Origin of the sequence: Marinobacter psychrophilus (assembly GCF_001043175.1) — a bacterium.
Taxonomy (GTDB): domain Bacteria; phylum Pseudomonadota; class Gammaproteobacteria; order Pseudomonadales; family Oleiphilaceae; genus Marinobacter; species Marinobacter psychrophilus.
Map to the genome: position 1 here is coordinate 1,081,864 of NZ_CP011494.1, position 16,487 is coordinate 1,098,350.

At 55.1% G+C, this 16,487-nt stretch carries 15 protein-coding genes; 11 read left to right on the plus strand and 4 right to left on the minus strand.

What is annotated here, in order from left to right; all coding sequences use genetic code 11:
* Positions 1–51: 51 nt before the first annotated feature.
* The 7 genes from ABA45_RS04890 to ABA45_RS04920 all read left to right on the plus strand — a co-directional run bounded on the left by ABA45_RS04890 (position 52) and on the right by ABA45_RS04920 (position 6,945).
* Positions 52–528 carry a flagellar protein FlaG gene (locus tag ABA45_RS04890; RefSeq protein ID WP_048384548.1) on the plus strand — a complete coding sequence of 159 codons (477 nt, stop codon included), beginning with the start codon at positions 52–54 and terminating at the stop codon, positions 526–528.
* A 302-nt stretch (positions 529–830) separates the two neighbouring features.
* A complete protein-coding gene (fliD, locus tag ABA45_RS04895) occupies positions 831–2,813 on the plus strand; it encodes a flagellar filament capping protein FliD (RefSeq protein WP_048384549.1) in 1,983 nt (660 codons plus the stop codon).
* Between the two features lie 57 nt (positions 2,814–2,870).
* Complete coding sequence (gene fliS, locus ABA45_RS04900; protein WP_048384550.1) at positions 2,871–3,269, plus strand: flagellar export chaperone FliS; 399 nt, start codon at positions 2,871–2,873, stop codon at positions 3,267–3,269.
* 85 nt (positions 3,270–3,354) lie between these two features.
* Positions 3,355–4,566 carry an argininosuccinate synthase gene (locus ABA45_RS04905; protein ID WP_048384551.1) on the plus strand — a complete coding sequence of 404 codons (1,212 nt, stop codon included), beginning with the start codon at positions 3,355–3,357 and terminating at the stop codon, positions 4,564–4,566.
* Positions 4,567–4,683: 117 nt separating this feature from the next.
* Entirely contained in the window at positions 4,684–5,166 is a 483-nt protein-coding gene (locus tag ABA45_RS04910) for a YajQ family cyclic di-GMP-binding protein (RefSeq protein ID WP_007348755.1), read from the plus strand.
* Between the two features lie 74 nt (positions 5,167–5,240).
* On the plus strand, positions 5,241–6,587 hold the full coding sequence (locus ABA45_RS04915; RefSeq protein WP_198147058.1) for an AmpG family muropeptide MFS transporter: 1,347 nt from the start codon (positions 5,241–5,243) through the stop codon (positions 6,585–6,587).
* Between the two features lie 4 nt (positions 6,588–6,591).
* Complete coding sequence (locus ABA45_RS04920; RefSeq protein ID WP_048384552.1) at positions 6,592–6,945, plus strand: MGMT family protein; 354 nt, start codon at positions 6,592–6,594, stop codon at positions 6,943–6,945.
* Between the two features lie 96 nt (positions 6,946–7,041).
* Here the strand turns inward: ABA45_RS04920 and ABA45_RS04925 are convergent, their stop codons facing one another.
* Complete coding sequence (locus tag ABA45_RS04925; protein WP_048384553.1) at positions 7,042–7,803, minus strand: SDR family oxidoreductase; 762 nt, start codon at positions 7,801–7,803, stop codon at positions 7,042–7,044.
* A 139-nt stretch (positions 7,804–7,942) separates the two neighbouring features.
* Here ABA45_RS04925 and ABA45_RS04930 point away from each other — a divergent pair, with 139 nt between their 5' ends.
* The 4 genes from ABA45_RS04930 to gspD all read left to right on the plus strand — a co-directional run bounded on the left by ABA45_RS04930 (position 7,943) and on the right by gspD (position 12,823).
* Positions 7,943–8,464 (plus strand): FxsA family protein, encoded by a 522-nt coding sequence (locus ABA45_RS04930; protein WP_048384554.1) that lies wholly within the window; start codon positions 7,943–7,945, stop codon positions 8,462–8,464.
* A gap of 201 nt (positions 8,465–8,665) precedes the next feature.
* Positions 8,666–8,953, plus strand: coding sequence for a co-chaperone GroES (gene groES / locus ABA45_RS04935; protein WP_048384555.1), 288 nt, complete (start codon positions 8,666–8,668; stop codon positions 8,951–8,953).
* An 82-nt stretch (positions 8,954–9,035) separates the two neighbouring features.
* Entirely contained in the window at positions 9,036–10,688 is a 1,653-nt protein-coding gene (groL, locus tag ABA45_RS04940) for a chaperonin GroEL (RefSeq protein ID WP_048384556.1), read from the plus strand.
* Positions 10,689–10,900: 212 nt separating this feature from the next.
* A complete protein-coding gene (gene gspD / locus ABA45_RS04945; RefSeq protein ID WP_048384557.1) occupies positions 10,901–12,823 on the plus strand; it encodes a type II secretion system secretin GspD in 1,923 nt (640 codons plus the stop codon).
* Between the two features lie 40 nt (positions 12,824–12,863).
* On the opposite strand, the gene ABA45_RS04950 is transcribed toward gspD, so the two are convergent.
* The 3 genes from ABA45_RS04950 to ABA45_RS04960 all read right to left on the minus strand — a co-directional run bounded on the left by ABA45_RS04950 (position 12,864) and on the right by ABA45_RS04960 (position 16,394).
* Positions 12,864–14,918 carry a M48 family metallopeptidase gene (locus tag ABA45_RS04950; RefSeq protein WP_048384558.1) on the minus strand — a complete coding sequence of 685 codons (2,055 nt, stop codon included), beginning with the start codon at positions 14,916–14,918 and terminating at the stop codon, positions 12,864–12,866.
* Between the two features lie 15 nt (positions 14,919–14,933).
* Positions 14,934–15,518, minus strand: coding sequence for a LemA family protein (locus ABA45_RS04955; RefSeq protein WP_014870266.1), 585 nt, complete (start codon positions 15,516–15,518; stop codon positions 14,934–14,936).
* Between the two features lie 297 nt (positions 15,519–15,815).
* Positions 15,816–16,394: a superoxide dismutase gene (locus ABA45_RS04960; RefSeq protein ID WP_014870267.1), complete on the minus strand. Its 579-nt coding sequence runs from the start codon at positions 16,392–16,394 to the stop codon at positions 15,816–15,818.
* Between the last annotated feature and the right edge of the window lie 93 nt (positions 16,395–16,487).

The window sequence follows — 16,487 nt, forward strand, 5'->3', positions numbered from 1 at the left end:
CGGAGCCCTACGGCTCCGGTTTGACGCCGTTTCAGTACAGTGAGGTAGGCTATGAATGACGTTACCCTGAACAGTACGGATCTGAAACTGGCTCGCTCCGGCGAGGCTGTTCCGGCTCGGGCACTGTCGTCATCTTCTGCTGACGGTATGCGTGCCGCGGGCTCTGTTGCTAGTGACTTCGCTGCAAGCCAGAATGTGTCCGCGAGCGTGAAGAGCCCTTCTGCGACGGGCAATGTTGTGCAGCAACAAGCTTTGACTCCAGCTGACCAAGCTGCGCAGGCCCGAGAGTCGGAGGAATCGCAGAAAGAGAAATTGACCAGTGCCGTATCGAAGCTGAACGACTATGTTCAGAGTGTGCAGCGGGACTTGCAGTTTGAGGTAGACAGCGAATTGGGCCAAGTCATCGTGAAAGTGGTGGATCAGAAAACCCAGCAGGTAATTCGTCAGATGCCTGACGAGTTGGCGCTAAGGTTGGCAGAGAAATTGCAGCAGGATGAACCGCTGACGTTTTTTAACATCAAGGTATAAAAGTTGCCGCTTTTGATTTGATGTTGGCAATGATTGTTCAGCACCGCCGCACTCTATAAGGAGTCGGCGGTGTTCTGGTTTTAGGTAGGGGCGGACTTAAGTCCGTCCCCGGTCTCGCGGCCTGCCGGTAAGGTAGGGCGGTGAGGTAAGGCGGTGAGGTAAGGCGGGGACAGACTTGAAGTCTGTCCCCTAGTTCCAGGTCCCGGGCCTCAGAAATATATTTGCCGAGAGGGGCAAAGTTTTGCCGCTTGCGGCCGTTAACCGAAGTACGAAGTGATTGGCGCCTTCGAGGAGGCATTGGTATGGCAAATATTTCATCACTGGGGATTGGCTCTGGCGTATTGACGTCAGACTTGGTTGACCAGTTAGTCAAGGCAGAGCGCGCACCGGCTGATAACCGGTTTACTCGGAAAACTGAGCAGTCTGAGGCGATGCTGTCTGCCTATGGCAAGCTGCGCAGTGCCATTACCGAGCTGCGCTTGCCCATGCGCCAGCTAAGCTCTGCTGACAACCTGAAGGCCTTCTCCGCGACCTCATCCAATGAAGACATCGGTGTATCGGTGAACAGCGCTAAAGCCAGTCGCGGCAGCTATAGCCTGGATGTCACCAGCCTGGCCACCGCTCAGGCATTGGCATCGCAAGACGTGTTTGCCGATCGCGACACCATCTCAGTGGGCGAAGGCAAGCTGACCATCGCTGTGGGCGATAAAACTGCCAACATCACTATCGACAGCAGCAACAATTCTTTGCAAGGCCTTGCCAACGCTATCAACGATGCTGGAGTAGGTGTGTCAGCGGGCGTGATTGATACCGGCAATGGCTTTCAGCTAGTGCTGTCTGCGGACGAAACCGGCACCGCCAATGCGATGAGCATCACGGCCGCCGACAGCGATAACGCCGATGGCGCCGACCTGTCCAGATTTGCCTTTGACGCCAGTATGGAAGCGGGAGCAGGAACGGGTTTTAGAGAAAGTATTGTCGCTACCGATGCGGTTATGAGCATCAACGGTATTGACGTTACCCGTTCCACCAACAGTTTCGAAAATGTGATTGATGGACTGTCGTTCGACATCAAGGACATCGGTACATCTACTGTTAAGGTCAGCCAGGACGTCGGCGCGGTTACCGACCGTGTGCAAAGCTTTGTCGACAAATTCAACGCGCTGCAATCTACCATTGACGGCCTGGCGGGTTTTAACTCCGAAGCCGGCGTAGGAAGTGTGTTGACAGGCGACAGTACCGTGCGTGCTTTGCAGAACGAGTTGCGTCAAGTGCTGACCAACGTGGTTCCCGGGCTTGAAAGCGCCAGTGTTCGCAGTTTAGCCGACGTAGGTATAAGTACTGACCCAGACACAGGTAAGCTAGAATTTGATCGCAGTGAGTTTGAAACCCAGCTCAAGAATAATCCAGATGACGTAACGGCGCTCTTCGCCGAGCAGGGCAGAACCACCGATGGCCAAGTAGAGTTTGTGCGCAGTGGCTTAAACACCGAGCCGGGCAGGTACAATATTAATGTTACCGTGGCGGCCACCCAAGGCCAGTTGATTGCCGGCGCTGCACTGGCATCGCCGGTAGACGTCACCGACACTAACGATGAGCTCTCGTTAAAGGTAAATGGCGAAACCACGGTAAATCTGAAGCTTACTCAGGGCACTGGGGTTTCGGCTCAGGCGCTGGTAGAGGATATTCAGGCTCAGTTAAACAGTAACGCAGCCCTGAAGGCCTCTGGCGAAACGGTGCAGGTGTCATTGGATAGCGACAACAAGCTAGTGTTTACATCTGGTAAATATGGCTCGGAATCTAATATTAGTGTTGATTCTGTCGAAGGCGCCGGTAGTTTTGGCTTGTCAGTAGCGACTGGCAGCGCGGGTAAAGATATAGCCGGCACCATCGGCGGTCAGGTTGCCCGGGGCGACGGCCAAGTTTTGTTTTTGAGTAGCGACAAGGGCCCTCCATCTGGGTTGCAAGTGCGTATTTTAGGCGATCAGACCGGTTCCCGCGGTTCTATCAATTTTGTCCAGGGCTTGGGTAAAAAAACCGTTGATCTGGTCAATAGCTTTGTAGGTGCAGAGGGTAGGCTGGAATCCCGCAGCAGCAGCTTGAATCGCGAGCTGGAACAAATTAAGGCAAATCAGGTAAAGCTGGAAGTGCGCATTGAATCCTACCGTGAGCGTCTGGTGAAGCAATTCAGCACCGCCGATTCGCTGATTTCCCAGCTCAACAGCACCCGCGATTTCGTAACCCAGCAGCTTGAAGCGCTGGCACCCCAGAATTTCAATAAATAGTCATTCCGGTTAACGCTTTGATAAGTCCGGCGTAGCCGGCGAGGAACGAGGTTACCAATGAAAGGTTTAAAGGCATACCAGCAGGTAAATACCCAAACCAGCATCACCGATGCCGACCCGCACCGGCTGATTCAGCTGCTGTATAACGGCGCGCTGGAGCGTATCAATATGGCCAAGGCCCGCATGCAAGCCAAAGATTTTGAGGGCAAAGGCAAGCTGATCAGTAAGGCCATCGAGATTATTGGCGGGCTGCGCAGCTTTCTGGACTTTGAAAAAGGCGGAGACCTGGCTCCGCGTCTGGAAGGGTTATACGACTACATGGAACGCACCTTGCTTGAAGCCAACGCCAAAAATGACGTCGCCAAGCTGGACGAAGTGGCCAAACTGCTACATGCGGTGAAAGAAGGCTGGGACGGCATTCGTGGAGAATCGGTGGCCCAAGCCCAAGCTGTATAAGGCCTAATAGCCAAGGCCACCTTGCTGCCGTACACTGTGTCGCTAAATTTCGATACATCCATAGTACCGTGTGTGGAGCAAGGGCATGTCTGATATTAATAAAGTAGTACTGGCTTATTCCGGTGGCCTGGATACCTCGGTCATCGTGCGGTGGCTGCAAGACACCTACGGCTGTGAAGTAGTTACTTTCACTGCCGACATCGGCCAGGGCGAAGAAGTAGAACCGGCGCGAGCAAAAGCCAAAGCGCTGGGCGTTAAGGAAATTTACGTCGAAGATCTGCGCGAAGAGTTCGTGCGCGATTATGTTTTCCCTATGTTCCGCGCTAACACCGTTTACGAAGGCGAGTATCTGCTGGGTACGTCTATCGCCCGCCCTTTGATTGCCAAGCGCCTGATTGAAATCGCCAATTCCACCGGCGCCGACGCCATTTCCCACGGCGCAACCGGTAAGGGTAATGACCAGGTTCGTTTCGAGCTGGGCGCTTATGCTCTTAAGCCCGGCGTGAAAGTGATTGCGCCCTGGCGTGAGTGGGATCTGAACTCCCGCGAAAAACTGCTGGCCTATTGCGCCGAACACAACATTCCGGTCGACATGAAAAAAGGCAAGTCGCCTTATTCCATGGACGCCAACCTGCTGCACATCTCTTACGAAGGCATGAACCTGGAAGACCCCTGGTGCGAAGCCGAGGACGACATGTGGCGTTGGAGCGTATCGCCGGAAGAAGCCCCGAATACCGCGACCTACATTGAAGTGACCTACGCCAAAGGCGACATTGTTGCTGTAGACGGCCAGGCCATGAAAGCCCACGAAGTGCTGGCGCACCTGAACAAGGTTGGCGGCGACAACGGCATTGGCCGCCTGGACATCGTAGAAAACCGGTATGTGGGCATGAAATCCCGCGGCTGCTACGAAACCCCGGGTGGCACGATTATGCTGCGCGCTCACCGCGCCATTGAGTCCCTGACTCTGGACCGCGAAGTAGCCCACCTGAAAGACAGCCTGATGCCGCGCTACGCCGAGGTAATCTACAATGGCTACTGGTGGTCGCCAGAGCGGGAAGCTCTGCAGGCGCTGATTGACCAGACCCAAACCTACGTGAACGGCACCGTGCGCCTGAAGCTGTATAAAGGTAACGTAGACGTGGTTGGCCGTAAGTCAGACGATTCGCTGTTTGACGAAAAAATTGCCACCTTTGAAGAAGACGAAGGCGCTTACAATCAGAAAGACGCTGAAGGCTTCATTAAGCTGAACGCTCTGCGCCTGCGCATTGCGGCCAGCAAGGGCCGCAAGCTTTAAGTCTGCGCTCTTTAACAGAGTGGCGCTGGTGCGCCGCCCTGTTTAGTCTTTAGACCACGCCCGCCATTATGTTTGCGGGCGTTTCATTTCCCGTAACAACACCAGAACAGGTTCCCCATGCCTTCTTTTGATATTGTTTCTGAAATCGACATGCACGAAGTGACCAACGCGGTTGACCAAACCAAGCGCGATCTTGGTAATCGTTGGGACTTCAAAAACGTAGACGCTGATGTAGAGCTGGACGACAAGGGCATTACCATCAGCGCCCCGCAAGAATTCCAACTGGAGCAGCTGTTGGATATGCTGCGTATGGCATTTGCCAAGCGCAACATTGACGGCCGCGCGCTGTCTGAAAACGGTGACAGCAAAGCCGGCAAGTTGGTGAAGCAGCACCTGGAGCTGAAGCAGGGCCTTGAAACCGATATGGCCAAAAAGATCGTAAAACTGATCAAAGACCAAAAGATGAAGGTTCAGTCCAGCATTCAGGGCGACAAGGTGCGGGTAACCGGCAAGAAGCGCGATGACCTGCAAGAAGCCATGGCCATGCTGCGTGAAGCCGAGCTGGACGTGCCCCTGCAATTTAACAATTTCCGCGATTAAGGCGGCTTATCATTTTTGCTGAACCCCGGCGGGCCGCCTGGCGGGAAACCCTGCGACTGTATTCCCGCTGGCAGGTGGTTGCCCTGTTGTTTCTGGGGTTTTCGGCTGGCCTGCCATTTCTGCTGGTTTTTTCCACGCTGAATGCTCGACTGGCAGATGTGGGCGTTGAAACCGCCACCATCGGTTTTTTTAGCTGGCTGGGCATTACCTATTCCATAAAAGTGATCTGGGCGCCGGTGGTCGACCGCCTGAAATTGCCCATTCTGGACAGGCTGCTGGGTAAGCGCCGCAGCTGGATGTTGCTGGCCCAGGTAGGCATAGCCGTTGGCTTGTATCTGATGGCCCACACCGATGCCACGAGCGCGCCTGAAATGATGGCCTTGTGTGGCCTGCTGGTAGCTTTCTCGTCGGCCACTCAAGACGTGGCCATAGACGCCTACCGTATTGAAATCGCCGAACAACGTTTGCAAGCCGCGCTGGCTGCCACCTATATATTTGGCTACCGGCTGGCGTTATTGGTAGCCGGCGCCGGTGCTTTGTATCTGGCGGAATTCTGGTCCTGGCAGGTGTCTTACGAGGTGATGGCGGCACTGGTGGGCGTGGGTATGGCGACGGTTCTGATCGTGCGTGAGCCGAGCGTCAATCACTTTAAAGCCGCGCAGGATATTGCCGAAAAAATGCAGCTGCAGGCCGCACATCATTCCCATCTTTCGCCACGCCTGGCCCGGTTCGCAAGCTGGTTTTACGTGGCGATTGCCGGGCCGTTTGTGGATTTTTTCCAACGTTATCGCGAACTGGCGGTGTCCATACTTCTGCTGGTGGCGGTATACCGCATTTCCGACATCGCCATGGGCGTGATGGCCAATCCGTTTTATTTGACCTTTATGGGCTTTAGCAAAACCGAGGTCGCCGACGTTACAAAGATCTTTGGGTTTTTCATGACCATAGGCGGTTCGCTGCTGGGTGGCCTGCTGGTAATACGTTACGGCGTGCGGCGTATATTGCTACTGGGCGCGGTTATGACGGCGCTGACCAACCTGCTGTTTGTGGTTCTGGCACAATATCCACCGAATCTTGCAACGCTTGCTGTTGTGGTCAGCGCCGATAACTTAAGCGGCGGCATCGCCAACGTGGCGCTGATCGCCTGGTTGTCCAGCATGACCAGCGCTTCCTTCACGGCGACCCAGTATGCACTCTTCAGTTCGCTGATGACCTTGCCGGGCAAATTCTTGGGTGGCTTCTCCGGCATGGTGGTGGCCAGCTACGGCTACGCGGAGTTTTTTCTGGTGGCAGGGCTGTTAGGCGTACCGGCCATTGTGCTGACCATCATAATGATGCGCCACGGCGAACGCCTGGATGCGCTGGCGCCAGACAACTCGGGCCGCGAGGATGCGCCTGCGAGCGAGACGGCAAGGGAGTAGGGCTATGAAAGATAGTTCTGTGGAAAGTAAAACAATAAAGCCTGACGGCGTTGTAGAGCCCAACAAGGATCAAAAAATCTGGTTGGTGGTGCTGGCAATACCGCGAGGCAAGGTGGCAAGTTACGGCCAGGTTGCTGCCATGGCAGGCTTGGGACGCCAGGCCCGTTACATCGGCCGAGCCCTGGGCAAGCTTCCACAAGGCCACAGCGTGCCCTGGTATCGCGTCATCTGCAGTAACGGCCAGATTGCCTTTGCGCCAGGTTCAGAGAGGTATCAAGAGCAGGTCAGCCACTTACAGGAAGAAGGCGTCGACGTGGTTAACGGCCGGGTTTCTATGTCTCGATTTGGCTTGAGCTAGAGATCCCGATCTGGCTAAATTACTTTATATTTCAGTGAAAAATCCATTTTCTGTTAAGTATTTTAGTCAGTCGGGCGTCGTATTCAGGCCAATTGACTACAGACGCATGGCGCCGTCGACTTCAATGACGCGGCCACTGACGTAATCGTTCTCGAAAATGAACGCTACGGTCTGGGCAATTTCGTAAGGCTGGCCCATACGCTTGGCCGGGATGCCTGCGCACAATTTTTCCAGAGCTTCCTGCTTCATAGACGCGGTCATATCGGTTTCAATAAAGCCCGGTGCAATGGCCATGCTGCGGATGTTGTAACGGGCCAATTCCTTCGCCCATACGGTGGCCAGTGCGGCTACGCCCGCTTTTGCAGCTGAGTAGTTGCTCTGGCCCATGTTGCCTGCGCGGGCAATGGATGAAATGTTGATGATCGCACCGCGGCTGTTGGTCTTGATCATTTGGGTGGCGGCTTCACGGCCACACAGGAACACGCCGGTCAGGTTGACGTCGATAACGGCTTGCCAGCTTGCGAGCTCCATGCGCTTGACGATTTCGCCGTCTTTTGCTTTAACCATCAGGCCATCGCGCAGAATGCCGGCGTTATTCACCAGTCCGTTAAGCTGACCAAAATCTTCAGCGATTTGCGCGAAGGTTTTCTCAACGTCTTCCTCTTTCGTTACGTTGCAAACGTAGGCTTTGGCTTCAACCCCGGCGACCTTGCAGGCGGCAACGGCTTCTTCCAGCTTTTCCGGCATCAGGTCAATCAGCGCCAGACGGGCGCCTTTGGACGCCAGAAATTCAGCCATGGCGCGCCCCAAACCCTGGCCACCGCCGGTAATTGCAATTACGGAATCTTGAAGTATCATAATTTGCCCTAAAATAGTGAGTGAACAGTACGGTTGCGGATACTGTGTGCCCGCTGAGCAGTTGTAGGTATTTTGCAGAGCAGTATAACAGATCGTTATATGTACGTTGCTACCGAAATTACGCGTGAAGGAGAGTCCGGTGCCATTTTTCTTGTTGCTATTTGTTGTTGTGCCCGCTGCAGAACTGGTTGTCCTTATAAAGGTAGGCGCTATGATAGGTGCTTTGCAGACGGTGGCATTGGTATTCCTGACGGCGATTCTGGGCGCCTGGCTGCTTAAGCAGCAGGGTCTGGCCACATTGCTAAGAGCCCGCCAGCGGATGAATTCAGGCGAACTGCCCGCCCAGGAAGTGGCTGAGGGGCTGATTCTGGCGGCCGGTGGCGCGATGCTGCTAACGCCGGGGTTCATTACGGATTTCTTCGGTTTTATGTGTTTGTTGCCGTTCACTCGCCAGTGGCTGGTGGGGCAAGCCATAAAGCGACTGACGGTTGTTGGCTCTGCCAGTAGCTTCTCGTTTAAAGGCCAGCCCGGTCAGTTTGGTGGTGGGCAGGGTCCGTTCGGAGGCCAAAATCCGTTTGACCGCGACGGCAACGGCGACATCATCGAAGGCGAATACCGTGACGAAACTGAAACCCACCACGATTGCATTGATAAAAAGTAAAATTTTTTTCTGGCGGGCGTTGAAAACCCCTACGCATTACCCCAAATACCCTTCACAAGTTCACCGCAGGCAGGCAGCCGCTGATACGTTAGCAGGCGAGCAGGTCGGGTAATCCCGGCAGGGCAGTGCACAAGCGGGTTCGCCCTCTTTTCTAGCAACTGTTTTTGCCACATTTAATCTGACTATTGGAGCATTCGAGCAATGAAAATTCGTCCGCTACACGACCGTGTTGTCGTGCGCCGTAAAGAAGAAGAAGAAAAAACCGCTGGCGGCATCGTGCTACCCGGTAATGCTAAAGAAAAGCCGTCCCAAGGCGAAGTCATTGCTGTGGGCAATGGCCGCGTTCAAGACAACGGCGAAGTTCGTGTTCTGGCCGTTAAGGTTGGTGACACCGTGGTATTTGGTCAGTATGCCGGTAACACCGTGAAAATCGACGGCGAAGACCTGCTTATCATGAGCGAAAGCGACATCTACGGCGTGCTTGAGTGATCTGAAAGCTCTGGCATATTGCGCACATTCTCATTAACCCGGTGATTTCATCATTTCGGTTTAACGGATAGGAACAGAAGACATGGCAGCTAAAGAAATTAAGTTTGGTGACAGCGCACGCAAGCGCATGGTTAAAGGCGTTAACGTTTTGGCCGACGCAGTACGAGTCACCTTGGGGCCCAAAGGCCGTAACGTGGTACTGGAAAAGTCATACGGCGCACCTGTAGTCACTAAAGATGGCGTATCTGTAGCCAAAGAAATCGAACTGAAAGACAAGTTCGAAAACATGGGCGCGCAGATGGTGAAGGAAGTTGCTTCACAGGCCAACGAAACAGCCGGTGACGGCACCACCACCGCTACCGTTCTGGCCCAAGCCATCGTTAACGAAGGTCTGAAAGCCGTTACTTCCGGCATGAACCCGATGGACCTGAAGCGCGGCATCGACAAAGCTACTATCGCTGCGGTTAAAGCGATTGGTGATATGTCCAAGCCCTGCGACGACAGCCGCAGCATTGCCCAGGTAGCGACCATTTCTGCCAACGGCGACGAAACCATTGGCCAGCTGATTGCTGACGCCATGCAACGCGTGGGTAAAGAAGGCGTTATCACCGTTGAAGAAGGCCGTGGCCTGGAAGACGAGCTGGACGTCGTTGAAGGTATGCAGTTCGATCGCGGCTATTTGTCGCCGTACTTCATCAACAACCAAGACAACATGAGCGTCGAGCTGGATGACCCGTACATCCTGCTGGTAGACAAGAAAATCTCTAACATCCGCGAATTGCTGCCGGTGCTGGAAGCTGTTGCCAAATCAGGCAAGCCGCTGATGATCATCGCTGAAGACATTGAGGGCGAAGCGCTGGCTACTCTGGTCGTCAACAACATGCGCGGCATTGTGAAAGTAGCCGCTGTGAAGGCGCCTGGTTTCGGCGATCGTCGTAAGGAAATGCTGCAGGACATCGCCATCTTGTCTGGCGGTACTGTGATTTCCGAAGAAGTGGGCCTGAGCCTGGAGAACGCTACTCTGGACGACCTGGGTACCGCCAAGCGTGTGAACCTGACCAAAGAAAACACCACCATTATCGACGGTGCCGGCGCACAGGCTGATATTCAGTCCCGCGTTGAGCAAATCCGTAAGCAGATCGAAGACAGCACCTCAGACTACGACAAAGAGAAGCTGCAGGAACGTGTAGCCAAGCTGGCTGGCGGCGTTGCCGTTATCAAGATTGGTGCCGGTTCTGAAGTAGAAATGAAAGAAAAGAAAGCCCGCGTTGAAGACGCACTGCACTCCACCCGCGCAGCGGTTGAAGAAGGCATTGTGCCTGGCGGCGGCGTAACCCTGATTCGCGCTTTGGCGGCTCTGGATAACGTAGACGTTGCCAACGACGAGCAAAGAGCCGGTGTGAACATTCTGCGCCGCGCAATGGAAGCCCCTCTGCGCCAGATCGTATACAACGCCGGCGGCGAAGCCTCTGTTGTTGTTGCGAAAGTACGTGAAGGCACCGGTGCTTACGGTTACAACGCAGCCACCGAAGAGTACGGCGACATGCTGGAGATGGGTATTCTTGACCCAGCCAAAGTCACCCGCTCTGCGCTGCAGGCAGCGGCTTCCGTAGCCAGCTTGATCATCACTACCGAAGCGATGATTGCCGACGAGCCAGAAGACGAGAAGTCTGGAGGCGGCGCACCCGATATGGGCGGCATGGGTGGAATGGGCGGCATGGGCGGCATGATGTAATGCCCCCGGCCGCTGCTTAATAGCGGCCAGCCTGCTTCAAAACCCCCCGAACGGTGCGTCGCATAAACTGCGGCCACCCTCGGGGGTTTTTTTATGGCGCCTGAAAACCTTTTTTCGCTCTGGTAACGTCTTTTAGTGCTAGTGCTGGTGCTGGTGCTATAGTTGCCTAGACTTATACTAACCAGGCCTAACAAACGGGATATATCTGCCAGATGCCTATTCACACGACCAACCTGATGCGGGCGCTTGCCCTGTTTGTGTTACTGCCGCTGATGTCTTCGGCACTGGCCCAGGAAGGTACTTGGCGGTTGAACATGAAAGACGCCGATATTCGCGCTTTTGTGGCTCAGGTAGCCGACATTACCGGTTACAGCTTTGTGATTGACCCACGAGTACAAGGCAAAGTGACGGTGCTGTCCAGCGCCCCGATGAACAAGGACCAGATTTACGATCTGTTTCTGGCGGTGCTGGGCGTCCACGGTTTTACCGCCATTCCCGGTGAAGAAGTCATCAAAGTGGTGCAGCAGGTAGACGCCAAACAGTCTGCGGAGTCCCTCGACCGTTTTTCCATAACGCCTTCGGAACAGTTGATTACCCGGGTGATTCAGGTTGATAACGCCAACGCACGGGAGCTGGAGCAAATATTGCGTCCGCTGGTCGCCAAGTACGGCCATCTAGCCGCGGTACCGACGGCCAACGCGCTCATAGTGAGTGACCACTACGCCAATATCCAACGCATTGAACAGATTGTGAAAGAGCTCGACAGCCCGGCCAAATACGAGGTGGAAGTGATTCAGCTGGACGAAGCCTGGGTCGGCGACATGGTGACCTTGTTGCAGGAACTGGCGCCGGATGAGCTGGCCCGTAATGGCACTGAAAACGCGGTTCGCAAATACAGTGTAACCGCCGACGAGCGCAGTAACCGGTTGATTCTACGGGGTGATCAAAACTTTCGCGCCAAAATGCGTGGCCTTATTAGCCAGCTGGACCAGCCCTCGGCCAGCGGCGGCACTACCAAAGTGCTGCGGTTGAAAAACGCCGACGCCAAATCCTTGGCGGACTTGCTTAAAGGCGTGATGGGTGAGCTGGTGCGAGAAACCGCAGGCGGCAATCGCCCCAGTGGTCAGTTCGCGGTGTTTGCCGATGAAGGCCTGAATGCTCTGGTCATTCGCGGAGAGCCATCATTAATGCAAGAAGCCGAGCAAATTGTTATGGCGCTGGATATACGCCGCGCCCAGGTCATGATTGAAGCGGCAATCGTGGAAATTAGCGAAGACATGGGCGAGCAACTGGGTGTTCAGTTAGCCGCCGGTGATGAGAGTTCTGGCGGCTTTCCGGTGTTAGGAACCAACCTGGCCAGTGGCGGTATGTTGGGCTTGAATCAGGTGATCAGTGCGGTATTGGGCGATGGCACGGTGCCGGCTCTGGCCGGTGGTTTAACCGCAGGCGCCGGTGACCGCAACCGCAATGGAGTAACCTGGGGGCTACTGATTCAGGCGCTTTCAACATCGTCGGCGGCGAATCTGTTGTCTACGCCCAGTATTATAACCCTCGACAATCAAGAGTCTGAAATCATTGTCGGCCAGAACGTACCGTTCCGTACCGGCCAGGCGGCGGTGAGCGGTGAAGGGCTCACCAATCCTTTTACCACCATCGAACGTCGCGACGTAGGCCTGACCCTAAAAGTAACGCCGACTATCAGTGCTGATGGTTTGGTGCGCCTGGTGGTGGAGCAAACCACCGAGAATGTGTCGCCCACCACCGTTGCCGGGGCTTCTGATCTGATCACCAACAAGCGTGAAATAAAAACCACCGTACTGGCAGACGACGGCGAAACCATCGTGTTGGGTGGTTTGATGAAAGATGACTACGAAGTGCAGAAGAGCAAAGTGCCGTTGCTGGGCGACATTCCTTATTTGGGCCGGCTGTTCTCGTCAGAATCAGAAAGCCGGGTTAAGCGAAACCTGCTGGTATTTCTGCGCCCGACCATCATGCTGGGCAAAGTCGACGCCGCGGCAGTCACCGACAGCAAATACCAGTCTTTGAAAGAAGTTGACCTGCACATCCGTGAAAAGCTGGGCCTTCCGGATAACGGCGAGGACCGCTCGATTGACAGCCTGTTCAGCCCAAGATAGGGGACAAATTTAAAATCTGTCCCTGGGCCGGTCGCAATGCCTAGTCAATAAGCGGTGGCATAGGGCAGTCCAGCTGGTCAGCGACCAGCCGCATCATCTCGTATTCCCGCACACTGATGTGGCCATTCTGGCTCACGCACTCTGCGCTAGCGTCTATAATCGCCGGTTTCAACAGCGGCGACAGTTTATTAAGCTCCGCCAGGGCCTGACTCAGCTCACGCAGGCTTACGCTCGTCAGCATTTTTGGTACGGCATCACCGCTCACACCAAAGCCGGCCATGGCCTGGCTGAACGACGCTTGAGCCTGTTGCGGGTTGTCTGCACTGGCTCTGGCCAGAAGGCTGAACAGCTGCCTTAATGCCGGCAACACCGGCTGAAATCTGCGGTACTTCACCGCCACAGCCCGTCCCGACCGGGGTGACAAATGACGGCTGAAAAAGCTGGTGAGGGCGAGTTCGAACAGTGAAATGTTCTGGTCGGCCACAGCCAGGGCTTTCACATTGTGAATTAACTGTTGCTGTTCGCTTGGGTCCAGCTTACGCAAAGCCGGCATCGCCAGCTCCAGCAGCGGGAAGCGGGCGGCTGCGCCCAGCGCTGTGACTGTAGGCAGCAATTTTTGTAGAATCGGTTCTTGGTGGCCCACCACCGAATGGGCAGGCAGCAGCGCCAGGTAACGTTGTTGCTGCTCTGCGGGCAAGTCGGCAATCAGCAGGCTGTAGCTGAGCTGCACCGCACCGGCGCGGGTATAGATCAACCCGCGGCAGGTGGCAGGTAGCTGGCCCAGTAGGTCCTTGGCATAGTTTTCACTACCCGGATAGACCTGCCCAACGCGCACCGACATAGGCGTATTTGCGGCTATTCGGTAGCGATTGTTGCCTGCCAGTGGCGAGCCGGAACCTTTGTTGGCAAGGGTGTTGAACGGAGCCGGGTCGGCAAAACCCAGGGCGCTGGCCGGTGTGCTGGTTTGAGTGCTTTCTGGTGCGTTGCCGGGCGCATGGCCTGAAGCGTTAGCTTGGCGTTGTGCGCTGTTTTCGGCTTGTGTGTTGCGCAGGGCCTCGCTACTGCGGGTATCCCGCAGGCGACTGCGCAAACGGGTGATCAGCCCTGGCTGCAAGGCGTTGATGCGGTCTTCAATGGGCGGGTGCGACGCCAGCAGCCCCATAAACTTCATGCGGGTGCTTTCGCCGAAACACATGTGGTTCATGTCGCTGGCGTGGCGGGTGGTGCCCAGATGGCTGCCTTGCAAGCCTATTTTGAGCAGCGCGCCGCCGATACCATCCGGGTTGCGAGTGAACTGCACCGATGAAGCATCGGCCAAGCGTTCGCGCTGGCGGGACACGGCGGCCTGAATTAGCCGGCCGCAAAACACGCCGGCGTAGCCAATCACGATAAGCACGAGGCCCAAGGTACCCAGGGCGAACTGGCCGCGGCTGTCGCGGCGTGTGCGCACGGCGCCGCTGTAGGAACCTGCGCGAGCCAGGAATAGCCCAATCTGGCCAATCATCAGAATGCCCGCCAATAAGGCAATCAGGCGCACGTTCAGGCGCATGTCGCCATTCAGGATGTGGCTGAATTCGTGGCCTACCACGCCCTGGAGCTCATCGCGGGTAAGCTGGGTGAGTGCTCCATGGGTCACCACCATCACCGCTTCAGCGGGGCTGTAACCGGCCACAAAGGCGTTAATGCCGGTTTCCTGATCCATCACGTAAAGTTCAGGCACTGCCACGCCGCTAGCGATGGCCATTTCCTCAACAATATTGCGCAGGCGCCGTTCCAGCGGGTCGTTGGTGTCTGGGTTTATCGGCTGGGCACCCACCATTTCGGCTACCCGCCGGCCGCCATCGGCCAGATCAATCCAGCGTATTAGCGAGCCCACGCCCATCAGCGCGATGCTGGCGCCGGCGGTAATTAAGCCGTGGCTGGTGAGCAGCCAGTGGTGAAACGGCAAGGCGCTGGTGGTGCTGCGAGTAACCATGTAGCCCACCACGCACACCGACAACGTAATCAGCATAACCGCGGTTGAAAACAGCGCCACCAACAGTAAGGTGTTACGCCGGGCTTTGGCCTGGCGCTGAAAGAAAGGCGAATGGGCCATGGGTGTCGGCACCGCTTAAAATGAGACTTTGGGTACGTAGCGAGCTTCCGGGGTTTCCAGCTGCAGCTGTGAGGTTTCTTGAAAAGCGAACAACCCGGCAATCACATTGTTGGGAAACTGCTCGCGGTAGGTGTTGTAGGTCATCACTGTGTCGTTATAGGCCTGGCGTGCAAATGACACGCGGTTTTCGGTGCTGGACAACTCTTCCATCAATTGCTGAATGGTTTCGTTGGCTTTCAGATCCGGGTAGTTTTCGGCCACGGCGTAAAAGTTGGCGAGGGCCTTGGTCAGCATGTTTTCGGCGCCGCCCAGGCGTTGAATACGCTTGCCGTCATCGGGATTTTTAGCCGCCTCCTGCTGTGCATCAACGGCGTTGTTACGGGCGTTCATCACTTGGGTGAGGGTGTTCTTTTCATGGCTTAGATAGGCTTTGGCGGATTCTACCAAATTAGGGATCAGGTCGTGGCGGCGCTGCAGTTGCACATCAATCTGGGCAAATCCGTTGCGGAATTGGTTGCGCAAAGCCACCAGTCGGTTGTAGATGATGACCAGGAATAGGGCAATGGCGGCAATTATAATCAGGCCGATCGTAGTTGTCATAGCGTGTCCATTCGGTGTTTTTAGAGCAGGGACAAAAACAGGGACAGATTTCAAATCTGTCCCCAGTAAACTTTATCGGGGACGAGTTTGAAACCGTCCCCGATAAAGTTTAGCGGCTTGATGGCTTAAAAACACTGACCTGTATGGCAACTCCACTCGGAAAAACAGGTGTTCGCTGTTTTTCGCTCACAAAAATACCCGCACTAGGCGGGCACTTTTGTGAGCAAAACTGGGAACGGTTACCGGGAACGGATTTGAAATCCGTACCTATTTTGGCTCGTCCCCGGTTTGACCTACTTAAGCCAAATTTTTGTTCACAAAGTCCCAGTTCACCAGCTTCCAGAAAGCAGCTAGGTAATCAGGACGTGAATTACGGTAATCCACGTAATAGGCATGTTCCCAAACGTCGACCGTCATTACTGGCTTGTCTGCGCCAGTCAGCGGCGTCTCTGCGTTACTGGTGTTTGCAATCGCAACGCTGCCGTCTGATTTTTTCACAAGCCAAGTCCAGCCAGAGCCGAAGTTGTTGGCGGCTTTGTCGTTGAATTCTTTTTTGAAGTCATCAAAAGAACCGAAGGCTTTTTCGATGGCGTCTTTCGCTGCGCCGGTTGGCTCGTTGCCACCGTTGGGGCTCAGGCAATGCCAGTAGAAGGTGTGGTTCCACACCTGGGCTGCGTTGTTGAACAGTGGGCCGCTGGCGCTTTTAATGATGTCTTCCAGCGACTTGTTAGCGTCGTCAGTACCCTCAACCAGGCCATTCAGCTTGGTGACATAGGTGTTGTGATGCTTGCCGTAGTGAAAATCCAGAGTTTCCGCGGAAATGTGCGGTTCCAGAGCATTTTTTGCGTACGGCAGTGCAGGTAGTTCAAAGGCCATGAGGTCGTTCTCCGTTTTCTCTCGATTTTATATAGATTGCTTCGCTATCAGAACTTCGCTATCAGTGCTTCGTTATCAAAACTTCGCTACAAC

What these genes read in the sequence shown, in the direction of transcription:
- ABA45_RS04890 (WP_048384548.1), top strand. Translation starts at nt 52, where the DNA reads ATGAATGACGTTACCCTGAACAGTACGGATCTGAAACTGGCTCGCTCC.
- fliD (WP_048384549.1), top strand. Translation starts at nt 831, where the DNA reads ATGGCAAATATTTCATCACTGGGGATTGGCTCTGGCGTATTGACGTCA.
- fliS (WP_048384550.1), top strand. Translation starts at nt 2,871, where the DNA reads ATGAAAGGTTTAAAGGCATACCAGCAGGTAAATACCCAAACCAGCATC.
- ABA45_RS04905 (WP_048384551.1), top strand. Translation starts at nt 3,355, where the DNA reads ATGTCTGATATTAATAAAGTAGTACTGGCTTATTCCGGTGGCCTGGAT.
- ABA45_RS04910 (WP_007348755.1), top strand. Translation starts at nt 4,684, where the DNA reads ATGCCTTCTTTTGATATTGTTTCTGAAATCGACATGCACGAAGTGACC.
- ABA45_RS04920 (WP_048384552.1), top strand. Translation starts at nt 6,592, where the DNA reads ATGAAAGATAGTTCTGTGGAAAGTAAAACAATAAAGCCTGACGGCGTT.
- ABA45_RS04925 (WP_048384553.1), bottom strand. Translation starts at nt 7,803, where the DNA reads ATGATACTTCAAGATTCCGTAATTGCAATTACCGGCGGTGGCCAGGGT.
- groES (WP_048384555.1), top strand. Translation starts at nt 8,666, where the DNA reads ATGAAAATTCGTCCGCTACACGACCGTGTTGTCGTGCGCCGTAAAGAA.
- groL (WP_048384556.1), top strand. Translation starts at nt 9,036, where the DNA reads ATGGCAGCTAAAGAAATTAAGTTTGGTGACAGCGCACGCAAGCGCATG.
- gspD (WP_048384557.1), top strand. Translation starts at nt 10,901, where the DNA reads ATGCCTATTCACACGACCAACCTGATGCGGGCGCTTGCCCTGTTTGTG.
- ABA45_RS04950 (WP_048384558.1), bottom strand. Translation starts at nt 14,918, where the DNA reads ATGGCCCATTCGCCTTTCTTTCAGCGCCAGGCCAAAGCCCGGCGTAAC.
- ABA45_RS04955 (WP_014870266.1), bottom strand. Translation starts at nt 15,518, where the DNA reads ATGACAACTACGATCGGCCTGATTATAATTGCCGCCATTGCCCTATTC.
- ABA45_RS04960 (WP_014870267.1), bottom strand. Translation starts at nt 16,394, where the DNA reads ATGGCCTTTGAACTACCTGCACTGCCGTACGCAAAAAATGCTCTGGAA.